10 protein-coding genes are annotated in these 15291 nt (G+C 42.0%); all 10 read right to left on the reverse strand.

Annotation, left to right across the window (positions count from 1 at the left end):
* Window positions 1-138 precede the first annotated feature (138 nt).
* Window positions 139-2277: a glucans biosynthesis glucosyltransferase MdoH gene (gene mdoH / locus GUY17_RS13830; RefSeq protein WP_162023487.1), complete on the reverse strand. Its 2139-nt coding sequence runs from the start codon at window positions 2275-2277 to the stop codon at window positions 139-141.
* Window positions 2274-3848 (reverse strand): glucan biosynthesis protein G, encoded by a 1575-nt coding sequence (locus GUY17_RS13835; RefSeq protein ID WP_254439826.1) that lies wholly within the window; start codon window positions 3846-3848, stop codon window positions 2274-2276. The genes mdoH and GUY17_RS13835 overlap by 4 nt, the downstream gene beginning before the upstream one ends.
* A gap of 756 nt (window positions 3849-4604) precedes the next feature.
* Complete coding sequence (locus GUY17_RS13840; protein WP_242445150.1) at window positions 4605-4943, reverse strand: hypothetical protein; 339 nt, start codon at window positions 4941-4943, stop codon at window positions 4605-4607.
* Between the two features lie 310 nt (window positions 4944-5253).
* Window positions 5254-8466, reverse strand: coding sequence for a DEAD/DEAH box helicase (locus tag GUY17_RS13845; protein ID WP_162023489.1), 3213 nt, complete (start codon window positions 8464-8466; stop codon window positions 5254-5256).
* Between the two features lie 480 nt (window positions 8467-8946).
* Window positions 8947-10071: a HupE/UreJ family protein gene (locus GUY17_RS13850; protein ID WP_162023490.1), complete on the reverse strand. Its 1125-nt coding sequence runs from the start codon at window positions 10069-10071 to the stop codon at window positions 8947-8949.
* Window positions 10072-10081: 10 nt separating this feature from the next.
* Complete coding sequence (locus GUY17_RS13855) at window positions 10082-11248, reverse strand: lipopolysaccharide assembly protein LapB (RefSeq protein WP_162023491.1); 1167 nt, start codon at window positions 11246-11248, stop codon at window positions 10082-10084.
* 144 nt (window positions 11249-11392) lie between these two features.
* Window positions 11393-11935: an Ig-like domain-containing protein gene (locus tag GUY17_RS13860; protein WP_162023492.1), complete on the reverse strand. Its 543-nt coding sequence runs from the start codon at window positions 11933-11935 to the stop codon at window positions 11393-11395.
* Window positions 11936-11945: 10 nt separating this feature from the next.
* The gene (locus tag GUY17_RS13865) at window positions 11946-13532 is read right to left on the reverse strand and encodes a DUF4331 domain-containing protein (RefSeq protein ID WP_162023493.1); all 1587 of its coding nucleotides are present in this window, start codon (window positions 13530-13532) and stop codon (window positions 11946-11948) included.
* Between the two features lie 418 nt (window positions 13533-13950).
* On the reverse strand, window positions 13951-14664 hold the full coding sequence (locus GUY17_RS13870; RefSeq protein WP_162023494.1) for an anti-sigma factor: 714 nt from the start codon (window positions 14662-14664) through the stop codon (window positions 13951-13953).
* Window positions 14661-15197 carry a sigma-70 family RNA polymerase sigma factor gene (locus GUY17_RS13875; protein WP_011636768.1) on the reverse strand — a complete coding sequence of 179 codons (537 nt, stop codon included), beginning with the start codon at window positions 15195-15197 and terminating at the stop codon, window positions 14661-14663. The genes GUY17_RS13870 and GUY17_RS13875 overlap by 4 nt, the downstream gene beginning before the upstream one ends.
* Between the last annotated feature and the right edge of the window lie 94 nt (window positions 15198-15291).

A 15291-nucleotide genomic window follows, 5' to 3' on the forward strand; every position in this document is an offset into this window, starting at 1 on the left:
AGCAATGGCTCAGCCTAAATAATGCTCTAGAGCCTAAATCTAATCTTAATTACTGAGTATTAAGTACTAAAAAAGCCGCTCAACAACGCATTATTGAGCGGCTTTTTTAGTACTTGTTACAAAGACGAGTGATAGAAATTAGTTACCGATTTTTTTCAATTTCTGTAGATAATCCGCATTGCTTAATAATGCTATTACCTCTGCGGGGTCCAACCATGATTCCAATTGCGATAAGCTTTCAGCATGGTTTAATTTCCATTCCGCAATAATTCTCGGGGCATAAAACGTCGGCTTTTGCTCACCTAAATCAGGTAACTGCGCAAGGTGCCATTTAAATAATAAAGGATTATTAACCAACCGACTGAACGGATGCATGTGTCGTAGATGGGGTAAATTAGCCTCGTTCTCCTTCACTTTAACCAAAATGTTAACTGGTTTTTTTTCTTCAGGCGCTCGCAATAATCCGACTGTTTTAATCCATTTAGTTCGCCTCGCGCCGCCGCTTAACCAAGACAAAGGGATCGATAGCATCAACCCTATTGTAATCGGTAATAACCAGTAAAAGAGTTCTGTACTGAGTGATAGTGCGGTCAAAGCAAGCGCAACCCCAAACACGGTATGACCAAGATGAGCCCGCATCACTGACATCCAGCTCAATGCACCATCGTCTCGAGATTGCGGCATCCAGCCACTGTCTTTGCCTCGAAATATAGACAACACCACGCCAAACTGCGACACCATCAGAATGGGGGCATACAGAGCAGACATGATCATTTCCAACAAGGTACTCAAGGTTAACAGTATTGGCCCGCCAAATCGTAAACACCGCGGAATATTAATCAAGGCAGCAAACCAGCCAAATGCTTTAGGTGCCAGCACAATGGCCATTGACACCACAAACAGGCTTAATGCGCGCTCAGAATCAAACACTGGCCAGGTTGGAAACAGCGATGGATTGGCAAAGTACTCTGGACGTATAAATGCCGCCTGAACCGCAATCGCAAGCCCGACCATAATCAGGGCTAACCAAAAAATGGCGCTCAGGTAAGACATCACCCCAGACAAAAGATGCAACCGCGTCGGCAATGAGAAACCGCGAGCAAACATAAATGCTGAATGCTGTAAATTACCCTGACACCAGCGTCGGTCACGGATCATCACATCAATTAACGACGGTGGAGCTTCTTCAAATGAAGCCTCAATATCGGTATCAAAACGTACTCCCCAACCTGCACGACGCAGCAACGCCGCTTCGATAAAGTCATGACTTAATACATGGCCGCCAAAAGGTGCTTTACCGGACAGAATAGGCAGATGACAGGACTCAGCAAATGCTTTAGTGCGAATAATGGCATTGTGGCCCCAAAAATTTGAGGACAAACCATGCCAAGCCGACAACCCCTCGGCATAAATAGGACCGAAGCATTGATTGGCAAACTGTTGCAAACGGCTGTAAAGCGTATTGGCAAACACCAGTGTCGGTAAGGTTTGAATAAGACCGACGCCAGGTGCGCCAGCTAAACGACGTGATAATGTCACCATCGACTTTGCGCTCATGATACTGTCAGCATCAAGCACTATCATTGCCTCATAATCACCACCCCAACGCTGAACCCAGTCGCCGATATTACCGGCTTTACGTTCACTGTTTTGGTGACGACGACGGTAATAAACCGGACACTGTGGTTGGCTGTTATTGATAAGATCCACAAAAGTCTGTTCCTCAGCAATCCATGCATCAGCTCGATTAGTGTCACTGAGAATAAAGAAAGCATATTTACCCGGTGCGGTAGCGATTAAATCTGCACTCATCGCTTCTATTGTGGCCCGAATACGCAGCGGATCTTCATTGTAAATAGGCAGCAATACCGCCGTTTTGAACTCTGGTTCTGTCTCATTCTCTTTAATTAGGCGTGGTTTGAGATGCAACAGAAAACCCAATAGTGCCTGTGAAAAAGCAAAAGTAACCCACAGAAAGTTAATGCTAAACAACACCAAAAAAACCATTTGCAAACTGGTAATGGCATTGATGTTAAGCACCAAATACATTTCTCTTATGCCATAAGTCGATAAGCCTGCTGTAACCATGAACACAAATAACTGTGCAACAAATGTGCGCAGCGTAAACCACACGGTTTGTTGACTCGGAGTTAATCTATGACCCGGTTCAGAAACCTCATGACGAGACATCAGCAGTGGCGATTCCTCTGGCAATGCACGTGCATCATGATAGGTATTGTTAACGTGAGCAGACAGAGGATTATTATTATCTATCATAAAGGCCAGTCCTCTGCAGTAAAGCGATACAGCCATGTCATACCAAGCGGTTTATCTTTGTTGCTTAGCTGTACACGTAATTCTGCAACCTCAGCATCTTGCGGATCGAACGTGATAAAAACTCTGGCACCATCAACACTGGGATTAGACTCAATACGTGATTCTAAAATAGCGCCGCTGCTGATACTGGCATCGACGCGAATATGACTGATATCGTTGGCATTAATGTGACTGTAATCGATAACAATCTCATTTTTATCCGTCGATAACTTGCGACCACCAGCAGTTCGAACCACTTTTACTTTGCCTTCGGTTTTAGGGATCTGATCCACCCAGGTCAATTGATATGAATAGGCGAATGGCTGGCCTTTTTTCAAACCTTGTTCTGGCTTCCAATAGGCAACAATATTGTCATTGGCTTCAGAATCAGATGGAATTTCAACCAGTTCAACTCTACCTTTACCCCAATCACCAGTTGGTTCAACCCACGCAGATGGACGAAGATGATAATTTGCTTCAAGGTCCTGATAATAATCTAATTTTCGATGTGGCTGGATCAAACCAAATCCTTTAGGATTCTCATCCATAAAAGAACTCACCTGTAATCCACGAGGATTATTCAGCGGACGCCAGATTTTCTCATTATTACCTTTTTCCATTAGCAGGCCTTCAGAGTCATGCACCGCAGGACGGTAATCAGCAGTATCAGCGCGATCGATGCCGCCATGCATAAACATTGACGTTAACGGAGCCAGACCCACATTCTTAACATCCTGCCTTGGGAAAAGCTTAACATCGACACCCATTCGGGTCGGATCGCCAGGGTAAATAGCAAAACGATAGGCTCCTGTTACACTCACACTGTCTAGTAACGCATGGACCACAATCGCCTCTTGATGACTGGATGGACGTTCAATCCAAAACTTTTTAAATAAAGGATATTCTTCACCTTTAGGATCGGCAACATTGATGGCAAGTCCGCGGGTAGATAAGCCATACGCTTGCCCTTTAGAGACCCCACGAAAATAACTGGCGCCCTGAAACACAAGAAATTCATCTTTATAATCATCGCGATTGATCGGGTAATGCAAACGAAACCCTGCATATTTACCGACTTGCTCCAGTAATTTGCCAATTGATTCATCTGGCACTCTGAAGGATGATTCAGATACTGCTACCGGAAATGATTTACCATTCTCAACCACGTCGATATCAATCAACTGTTTATAGATATACCCAGGAGCAAATAGTTGTATCGAGAAAGGCGTGGGCGCATTGCCCCAAATAGCAGCATGTTGTTGGAAATTAATTTGACGATAGGTTGAGTAATCTATTTTAGTCAGCGCTTCGGGGGCTTGTTTGGGTTCAACAAAGGGGGTCTGGGACAGTTTTTGAGCAACTTCTACGACTGTGTCATGGGAGAATGGCTTGCCATCAGTTTTGGATACTGGCGTTTCTGCATAAGCAATACTTACCGATGAAACTAAAAAGAGTGATACCACGAGATGAACCAAAGCTTGCACAGAAAAGCGCTCATCAAGCATATTTTTTAGCGGTGAATCGTAAAACATATTAACAGTCCTTAACATATTGAAACTCCTTATTGAAAATTCACAAAATAGCTCCACAACATCGTACTCACTAACGGTTCTGCCCCTGTACTGTTAATCGAGGTTGGTATTAATCGAGGCTGGTGTTGACCGAAGATAATTTTAGTCAAAGATCATTTAAACGACCTCGTTTAGATAATATTGATCACTATCAGCATAGCTTCAATTATTTAAAAAAATGAACCCCAATCATCTTGAGCATTACGACTTAACTAGTATTACCATTAAACGTAAACATTTTGAGTATTTTATCCACAATATGAATATTGTTTAACGCTCAATCCTATTTCGCTGAAATATATGGCCAATATCTAACCCAATAATGACTATTAGTAATAAATACGACTAAATAAGGGCAAATAAATAAATAAGGGCGAATAAGCAAGGCGTGCCATTTGGTGAATTAATCTAACGACCATTTGAGATAACCACGGTATTGGAGGGAACCACTACAAGCGGTCAAAGGACTCAAGCTAAAAGATAAATGACAATAAGGTTATGGCCGAATATAGGTAATCGGTTTAAGTATTGAGTGGCAGCAACATGATTGTTGTTTAATTTGGCGCAGTACACAACATCGATATTGATGATGGCCAAGTGAATGGGAATAGCGCTAAACGGTTTGGCATATCCACTTGTGGAACGTATGACGGTTAGCGTGATTGAACGCCCATAACGATGAGTGCTTATATTTGATAAGGCACTCGCTGAATGAAATTACACAGCATCTGAATCTATTGAAATTATGCCTTTAAATATCAGCGGGTAGCGTCTTACCCGTTGGCCAATATCATCACTCATCACTTGCCTATATAGCAGTTCAATGTCGTTATCGTCTTCAAACACCAACAGTAACCGATCAATTGCCGTGTGCAGGCCTTTTTTCAAATAAGGTTGAGCTTGGAACTCAGCAATATTACGTCTAACTATGGCAATTTTCTCAGGATGAAGCCGAAGAACGGTAAACACCTGTTCAAAATAAGCTGTGTGCTCAGCAGGCGTCGCACGAGACGAACGCCGCTGTCTTGGCGCTGATGAACCACGTTTAAAGTACATTGCAACCAAGGTTCATCTCCATTTTCGAGTTAATGTTTATCGAGCCAACGTGTATCGAGTCAAAGTGTATCGAGTCAAAGTGTATCGAGTCAAAGTGTATCGAGCCAAAGTGTATCGAGCCAACGTGTATCGAGTCCATATTTATCGAGCCAAAGTGTATCGAGCCAAAATGTATCGAGTCAACGTTTTTGAGCCAATGTTATCGAGTTCATCTAGGGTAATTGATAACCGCTAAATCACTTGAGCTTCGCGAATCTACACGCTAGTTCAAGTGATTTTGGTGTTATTAACTCAACGATTAACTCAACTATTAACTCAATAATGCCAATAAATCGTTCGCACTGCCCTGCCATGGACCTTGAGTACCATCGGATAAAATACTGTCTGCCAAACCTTGTTTGTGCTGCTGCATTTCTTGAATTTTCTCTTCAACGGTGCCCTGGGCAATGAGTTTATAAACAAACACTGGATTTAACTGGCCAATACGATGAGCGCGATCGGTCGCTTGGCGCTCCGCGGCAGGGTTCCACCACGGGTCAAAATGAATAACCGTGTCCGCAGCAGTAAGGTTAAGTCCGGTTCCACCGGCTTTTAAACTGATCAAAAACACCGAGTTATCACCCTCTTGAAACGAATCAATTTGGGTCTGACGGTCACGAGTTTGGCCTGTCAACTTGCTATAACTGATAGCTAAGCGTTTCAGTTCATCTTCAATGAGTGCCAGCATGCCGGTAAATTGGCTGAAGATAAGGATCTTACGACCTTCTTCAATCATTTCAGGCAGGTTTTGGATTAACCAAGTCATTTTAGCGTTGTCTTTTACCTGTTGAGCTTGTTCAAGCTTAACTAAACGCGGGTCGCAACAGGCTTGACGCAACTTCAACAATGCATCTAAAAACTCAATATGACTACTCGATACTCCTTTCTTGGCAAACAGTTCACGCAATTTTTTCTCCATCACTAAACGGATAGACTCGTACAAATTACGTTGATCTCTTTCAAGTTCCAGAGTTTGAATAATCACGGTTTTTTCAGGTAATTCTGATACCACTTCTTTTTTAGTGCGGCGCAGCATAAAAGGAGCAATACGCTGACTCAGTAACTGCGACTTTTCAACATCGGCTTGCTTCTCAATCGGACCACGGAACTGTTTATTAAAGTAAGTATGCTGACCTAATAAACCTGGCAAGCAAAAATCCATCAATGATTTTAATTCGCCTAAATGGTTTTCAAGCGGCGTACCCGATAAACATAAGCGAAATCTACCTCTAAGGGTTTTAATCACTTGGGTGACTTTTGCTTGGGCATTTTTAATCTGTTGTGCTTCATCCAAAATAATATGCTCAAACACATATTCACAATAAATGGCTTCATCACGTAACATTAATGGATAGGTTGTTACGACCACATCAAACTGGTTAATTTGATCTAATAACGGCTGGCGTTTATTACCGTGGATCACCACTACATTCAGCGACGGAGCAAACTTATTGGCTTCTTTTAACCAGTTACCCACTAAGCTAGTGGGACAAACAATTAAACTGGTACGACGCTCGGTAGCGTCTTGCTTGGCTTTGAGTAAAAATGCCAATGCTTGAACGGTTTTACCCAGGCCCATGTCATCGGCTAAAATACCACCTAGTTGATATTCTTTAAGAAAACACAACCAGTCAAAACCTTGTTTTTGATAATCACGTAATGTCGCATTTAAGCCATCGGGTAACTCAACCGGAACCACCCCTTTAAACTCTGCGAGTTTGGTGGCTAAATTGCGCACACGTTCGCCATTGAGTAAACGCACGTCACTGGCAGATAAATCATTCAAAATATGCGCACGGTTGCGTGGTATCGAAATGACATCGCCAGAATGACGATTAAATAATTCTTGGATAATACTAATCAGCGGCTTAATGGTTTTGGCTTTGATTTTAATAAAACCACCGTTAGGGCCAGGTAATAGCAATTCATCATCGTCTGCTGGTTCACCATTTTGTTGTAACCAACGGGCAACTAAGGCTAATAACGGTACACTTTGACCATCGATGTCGGCACTGAGCGATAACGAAAACCAGCCAGACTCATCATCGTCAACTAAGTCGACATCTAACTGTGCATCGGTAATTTGTAAGTCGAAGTCATCATCAAAATGAATATCCATACCCAGCGCAGTTAACGCATCAAGACCATTGTCGGTCAATTCAGACCATTCAAAAATCGACTCTGGTAATAAGCCGACACTGACATAGTAGGGTTGTTGTGAACTGGCCAGCGTAGCGTCTGGCTCAAGCGTCACTAAGCCTATATCCGCTAATGACTGTAATGCCGCGAGTTCTTGCTCGACATGTCTATGCACTTGATACTGAACTTGATTTTTTTTGACTAAGCTTATGCGTTCGGGTTTAGTCGATGCATTAAAAGTAATTTCACCGTAACAATGATCAACTCGAATAACCGGTTGCAGAATCAGGTTGTTGGCAATGAGCTCACGCGTAAAGGTTAAGCGTGTTAACAGTGAGTCTGTTATCTCGCAAAAATCAATTTCACTCGGCACAGGCACGGTTTTAGGCGAAAAATGCTGGAGCATTTTATGACTAATGGCATCCACTTGAGCCAATGGCACTGGTGGCATGTGTTGCAATAAACTTAACTTTTTAACGGGCAAGTCAGTGTCTATTCTACCTAAATGCAAATAGTCTAATTCAACATACAAAGGTGGCTCGGTAGCAATAAACTCCCAATTATCCAGCCCAGGCATGCGCATTTGCATTTGGGTATGTTTTTTATCAATCTCACACCAGACAAACTCAGGCACAACGGCTTTAGCCCATGTTAGGGGGATACGATTTTCTTCCCAAAAACACACTTCGGCGGTGAGCATTTTAGTCAGTGCTAAAAATGAAATCTCACCTTCAATATAAATTTTAGAACCATGATTATTTGATGACAATAACAAGCTGATAATCTGTTTATCTTCAGGGTCAATCCACCATGGCATGCTATAGCGAATATCGGCTAATGCTAGCTTGCTGCCTTTATTGTATTGACCTTTTTTATTAAATTTACTGCGTTTAAATTCGACAAAAATGCCATGAGGATCGTTAGATAACACATAAATAATGCGGTCTTTTTCTTCGTCCTCTTCTTCAAACTCGGCAACCGTTTTTTGCTCGTCAAGTTGGCGTAACCATTGGTGGATACGCTGCTCTTCAACCGGCTTTTTATCGACCAGTGCCAGCATTGCTGCGGCAACGTGCTTACAATTTGTTCTCACAGGGCAAGTACAATGTGAACGCATCACAATTTTGTGATTCACATTAACTAGGGTGATTTCTTGACGATAGGGTTCAGCAGCAGATCCTTCAACATAGGCCTCAATATCATGATTATTACTGCTGGCAGTAACTTCTAGAACTCGACCTTGGATCAAATAGTTTTGCGCTTTTTGAATTTGGGTGGCCGAAAACAGTTTCGCAATCATCTCTAATGAAAGCTTAATGGGGAGATTAAACAGTTTCGCCGACATCAATATACCTAATAAAACCGCAGCAAAATAAACAATGGCTGCTGATAAAAAAGTTAACTTGCCATTCTATGGAAGAAAGCAGGCAATATCTAGGCTTTGCTGATCTTTCGAACAAAAAACTCGTTCAAACACGCTATATTATTGCGATTACACATATTGGGTGGTCGCTAAAGCTCAGATACAGCAATAATCTGTATCATCATACGAATTAACATACACAAAAGTTTGCTTACCACTAAAGCCAATTTTAACCTTGAGTCGTTGGGAGATATTACCAAGAGGAATTTAAGGTAGGCGAATGTCTGACTAATGGCTACTGACATCGGTTATTTGTACACCGTCTCAAACATAAGTCGAACATATGGCAAATGTAAACCGAGCATAAGTTAGCGACGGTCGAATACAAGGTTACTTAAGCAATACAATCTCAATGAATAACTAGCCACTATCCAAAGCTGACTAGTTATTCATTGGCAAACACTAAAAACGTTCTACAGACCACTGAATCGCCATGAGCCCAATCGCAATTGAACCGAGCTGCATGCCCCAATGTCGATACCAAAGTCTATGGCGTAGAAACATCAATACAGGCAGCACTAGCGCTAAAATCGCCAACTGGCCGATTTCAACGCCAACATTAAACGCAAGAATCGCTAATAGTTTTTGATTTTCAGGCAAGCCAAGCTCGCCTAATACTCCAGCAAATCCCATGCCGTGTAACAGGCCAAACGCAAACGTTATCCAGCCTAAACGTAATACAATCGGCCAGACATTATTTAGCGCCGCAAACAACACCGACAATGCAATCCCCAGTTCAACCCAGTGACTACTAAAATTAATCAGCCCCAATGCGGTGGCAGTTAACGTTACCGAATGCGCTAATGTAAATGCAGTAATAATCCATGCTGTGTCTTTAAATATTTGCCTAGGCTTATCTATCGGGTGCCATTTTTGTTGTTCACGCACCAACACACAGGTTAATAACAACGCCAATAAAAATAAGATATGATCAGTGCCTTTCCAAATATGAATAATTCCTTGATAAACATATTCTGTAAATGTATCGCTGAGCTGACTTTCTGCTAAGTTAATCAATATTATCGGGTTATCGTTACTGATCACTCGAGCGTATTGATGATCGGGCGTTGCAATGGTGGTAATCACTTTATGATCAGTGTCTATATTGAAGAAAGCTTGATAATTAATGGTCAACACTCCAGGGCTATCACATTCAGCCTGAAATGAACTGACTAGATAACCTTCACTAAAGTGTTGGTCAACTTGCTGCGTTGGATTAAAACTCAGTGGGCAATCTTGCTCTCGGCTTATTGCCAAAGATGAACGTAAATAATCTACTATCGCAATTTGATGAGCTTGTAACTCTCCCCAAGTAAGCTCACCATCTTGGTTATCATCAATAGGGACAACTTGGTTTATGTCAAAAAAACGCACTTGCCAATCACCTTGAATTTGCCCGTGCTTATCGAGGTTAACAGACAAATAACTGGTGCTCATTTGATGGGCTAAACTGCCATGACTAAACAGTAACATTAGCAGTAATAATCCACCTTTCATCACCGAAAAAAAACGTGTAAATGCCTTCACTGGTTTATCCTTAACTTGCTACATGATCGACAACGAGGTTCTGACTGACTTGTACTGACTTTTTATCATTTTTAGTCTTCCTCAACAATGCTTTAGCCTGTTCTAAAAGTATCCGATCATTGTCTTGACGTGCTACCTGCCAGTTGATTTTGGCCCAGTAAAGTGCTTTTTGGGGCTGAATATCAATAGTTAAATAATATTTTGCCAGATCGGATGCATGCAAGCTGTCTTGTCTTTGCTCGCGCAGTTTAACTCTTTGGGCAAAAGTCCATTGCCATTTAACAGTATTGCCAAGGGATTTTTCCGCTATCGCTAAGCGCAATAATAGTGCGTCGTCTTGAACCGCGTTATTATTGACGACACTGGAGAGCATATCGTACACCTGTTGATGTTGATTTAATGCCAACTCAATATCAGACCATAGCGCTAATAAACTAACCGGAGCATTGTCCATATCTAACTGATTTAAATAACTCAATGCTTCTTCTGCCATACCTTGCTTAAATGCCATGTCAGCAAGAATTTGCACTATCCAACGTTTTTCTGGTTCATTATTAGGTTGATACAACTGGTACAACCGAGCTAACTCTTGATAACTTTCGGCCAGTTTGCCATTTTGACTGGTCACTTCTAAAGCACAGGTAGAAATCAACAAAATATCGGCTTTTCCTATTAGGGTTAAACACGCTTGCCTTGCACCGACAATATCCCCCTGTACCAGATGAATATTGGCTTTTAATAACCAACTATTTATCGCAGTCGGTTTTAATTCAATGGAGCGCTCTAACGCCTTTATCGCCCGGTCAAATTGGTGTTGATGCTGTAATACTCGAGCATATAAATAATAGGTCTGCGCATCGGGGCTGGCATTGGCCATTTTGGCTTGTAACCAAGCTTTTGCACGACCGTAGCGATAATCAGCTTCACCGGGATATTGTCCTTGTTCAATAAAATCACTGATGTCGTCTAAGCTCATCTGCTTGTCGGTATCATTAAACACTTTCCAGGTCGCAATAACTTCACTGGTATCTTTTGGTGTATATGGCGCCGCAGTACTGTTGCCTACCATCAAAAAACATGCACTGACAACCATTACAATATTGATGTAAAATTGAATGTTGAGGCTAAATTGAGGGTACTTAATCATTGGTGTTAATCGCCCTGATATCACTTGCATAACGCCTCCTTAATGCCATCCTTGGCTATGAATATCGATCTAATTAATCATTACTTCTCAGCTGAGATAATCATTCATTGGATGAATAAGATAGATATTTGGTCCTGTGTTATAAACTTAAGCTAGCGAATAGAACTCTCACTATTAATCCAGTAATAAGTCGTCGTAAAAATCAGCCGTTGATACATCGTTCTCAACCACGCGGCCATTAACACGTAAAGGTGCAGCTTGGCTTGGTTGTAAAAACGCCTGACGACTTAAGCTTGAAAACATCACTTGCTCAGCATCAATGGTAATGTTCACCATTGCCGCTACAGGGTCGTTTACGCCATCACTCACAGCAACAGTAAAACTGTCCATGCCAGTCACTTCATTGGTAGGAGTATAAGTAAACTCGCCGTTTGGCATTAAACTAACCGTACCAAGCGTCGGTTCACTCATCACAGTAAACGTTAGTGCATCACCATCTTTATCGGTGGCTATCACTTGATCTGTCACCGGTGTTTCAGTCACGGTGGAGATCATGACACTGTTCACCATTGGCGCACTGTTTTTAGCCATAGTCATCGCATCATCATCTGAGTTACAACCAGCTAAAAAACCGCCACTGAGCACACTGATTAATACCACTGGTTTAGCGAGATTATTAAGCGCTTGACGCGTCGCATATCGAATAGAAATATTCATCTTATGTTCCTTATTTTGAGCCCGAAAGCGGCGTCGCTAAGTAAGGGAAGTGATCCATCATCATGGTCGCGTCAACGGGTGCACCATCAGTAAATGGCACGTTACCAACGCTGGCATCATCACTAGTACAAAGGCCTAAATCCGTGTCAGTACCATTGACTGGGATTGGGTAACATAAACGTCCCATTACCACGCGCAGTGCAATATCAACCACATCATCACCCGGACGACGACCATTTGGGAAACCGGCTAAATCATCACCAGCCACACCAAAAGCTGACTGCATATCACGTGATTTTGCCGGAATGCCGGTATTAAGACGCAACATTTCTGAAGGCGTCACCATCTCAAGTTGGTTAACACCAGCAAAACCAGTGAGAAATGCAGTAACAAGATCGGTACGAGGGAAGTTAGTTGGCGCTAACGTTTCAATGTTTGTTCCCAACGTTTGATTAATCGCGTCTTTGAACAGAATGTTAAGCAACTCTGGTAAGCTCGGGTGCGTCACATAGTCAGCAAACTGAGTGTCATCTTTAGGATGTGAAGTCGAAAAGGTGTCTTTATCCTTTAAGCCAATCACTAACTCGTTAACCAGTGGATTACCCAGACGAGATACCTGAGTTAATGCGCCGCCGTTGACTTCAGTTTTACCCACTTTGGCATTTGGATTTAAAATACGCGCTTGCGGTAAACTGGCGGTAGTCCATGCACCAATGGTGCCGTTGCCTTGAGTCGTTAAACAAGACTTTGGCACTTCAATTGAAATGGCTGTGACATTTTTATCCATCAAATCATCATTATCAACAGATTGAGTGATGCCACCTGGAAATCCACCTTGGTCGCCAGCGCCCGGTGCACTATCACCTTCTACAGGCACATAGTTGACCAAATCAAAGGTTTTGCCTAAGTTAACCACGAAAGGGTCTTTACGTTGGCCAACAAACACTTTACCAGGACTTGCACAACCATCGAGATTAAATTCGTAGATGAATTGACCCGCATAACTTGCATACGCGCTGCTATCACCGAAACTCTTATTACCAATGTAATCCAGTGGCTTATGGAACATCGCCCCTGAAGTATTGGTTAACGCTGTTGCGCTACCACTATTTTGTGGTCCTTTAACAAGTGTTAACTCATACGACTCGCTAAAGTTTGCCGCACTTTGATCCGCAGCAGTAATGCCACCAATATTTTTAAGCGGTACTGACACACTACGTTGATTGTCAGCAGGACCAACCGTTAGCGCAATACCTTGATTATTATTGGCAAGCTCATTGGTAAAGTTAAATTGGAAGGTTAAATCTTCTATAGCATCACCATCATTATCGATATGAATGCTGTATACCGCAGCAGGATCCATCGCATAATAGTTAGGTCCGCCGTAGGCATCTTGCAGTGGAATATAGTTGGCGATAAGAGTGACGTAATCTTCACGTCCAGCTTCGTAGCTATTAAAAGCGTAGAAGTCGGTAGAGTCTAATGTTGGAAAACGAGTGATATTGGGTGCTTCTCGGTGACTTGACGCAAATGCATTAGCGCCTAATAAAGTGCTGCATACGATACTGGCGATTAGGGATATTTTTAGTACTTTCATGACCATTTCCTTGTTATGTAGTAGAGTCATATTAGTAAACGGCTCAGGTTCCATTTTGGATGCAGGTTTTAGCAATTATTGTTGAAATAAATTAAATAAAAAATTAATACACTGAATTTAAATGAATTTATAAATAAACTATTTTTACTAATCTAATGAAAATGTTAATTTTCGCATGATGAACTATCAATATGGTCCTTTCAATACAGCCCCCTCTATACAATTTCTTCAATACAATCCTTTAGTATGTGATCGCTCAGAAATGAGTCGTTAACAATTTCCCGTTAACCGGTGATTCATCGATCGCCAATAGATAGTTGCAACCATAAAAAAGCGGCCAATAGTCTCACTATTGGCCGCTTAAATGTTAGCGTGGTAACACATCAATGCTTTGAAGCATCACCCTATCATTAAGGCTTTATAAAATTGCTAGCTCTGCGGTATACAATACCTCTGTTGGTAAGCCATTTGGTGAGCCGTTCAAAGGCTCTAAACTTACCGCCAGAGCCACTATATCCATGTCATCAAATTGACTGTTTTTCACCAATGTTAACTTGCCTGACTTAGGCAGTAAGCCTAATGAAATTGGATTTTCGACACCTTTAGCCACCATCCATAACTCATAGTCTTTATTCGCCAGTGGCTTAAGGTTACTGGTAGAGCGCACTTCAATCGTATTGGAGGTGACTTCAATCAGCCATAATGCTTTAGATTGTGCACTTTGCACTACCGCAACTTGCTGCGATGTAGCAACTGGCACAGGCTGATTATTCACAACTAAAACAGCCATAACAATGGCTGCTGCGCTTGCCATTGAAGCCAATCCCTTCCATAAACGGTTACGTGTTGCCATAGGCACCACATTTGAGGTTTTTGGCAATGGTGCTTGGGCCACATTATCAACAAACCCTAGCGACATACTGATTTGTTGCCAAACCCGTTCATCTGGGGTTATCGGCGTTAACAATTGATTCATGCCATGTAAATGTTGCTCCCATAACCAAGTGCTTTCACGCAGACTGGGAATTTGCATCATTAATTTTTGAAACCGACGTCTAGCTTGGCCACGCAATGTACCAAGCACATATTCTGCTGCTAATGCGTCTTTTAATTGAGGATCACGATAATTCATAACGATAAACACCTCTGTAATTGTTGTAAACCACGACGGATCCAACTCTTAATAGTGCCTAATGGTAAATCTAAGTGCCCCACAACTTCGTGATGCGATAAACCATTATAGTAAGCGAGATGAATTGCTTGTTTCTGCTGAGGCTCGAGTTCTCCCATACACTGGTCGAGTTTATTTTTATGAACTTGAGGCCCGTCATCATTGATATGCTCTTCAAAAATGGCTTCTTGGCCATCTTCAAGTGGATCTTCCTTTCTGACCTTTTGATAACGCAACATGTCTAAGGCTCGGTAACGAACAATACTGATCATCCACGTGAGAACCGATCCTTTTCCGTGTTGATATTCTGTCGCGTTATGCCAAATTTTTACGTAGGCTTCTTGTAATACCTCTTCGGCTAACTCACGTCGACCGAGCATTTTTAAGCTAACTGCGAATAACTGGCCACTGGTAGATTGGTATAAATCAGCAAATGCTTGTTTATCTCCATCTGCACTAGCACTTAATAAGTTAAGTAAGGTGTCTTGATCCATAATCTGCCACGTTTCCCTATGATGGTTCGATATAGTTGATACAGGCTAATTGCGCATATATTGATAAAAAAGCCTCAATAGCGTGTATACGAAC

Origin of the sequence: Shewanella sp. Arc9-LZ (assembly GCF_010092445.1) — a bacterium.
Lineage (GTDB): Bacteria > Pseudomonadota > Gammaproteobacteria > Enterobacterales > Shewanellaceae > Shewanella.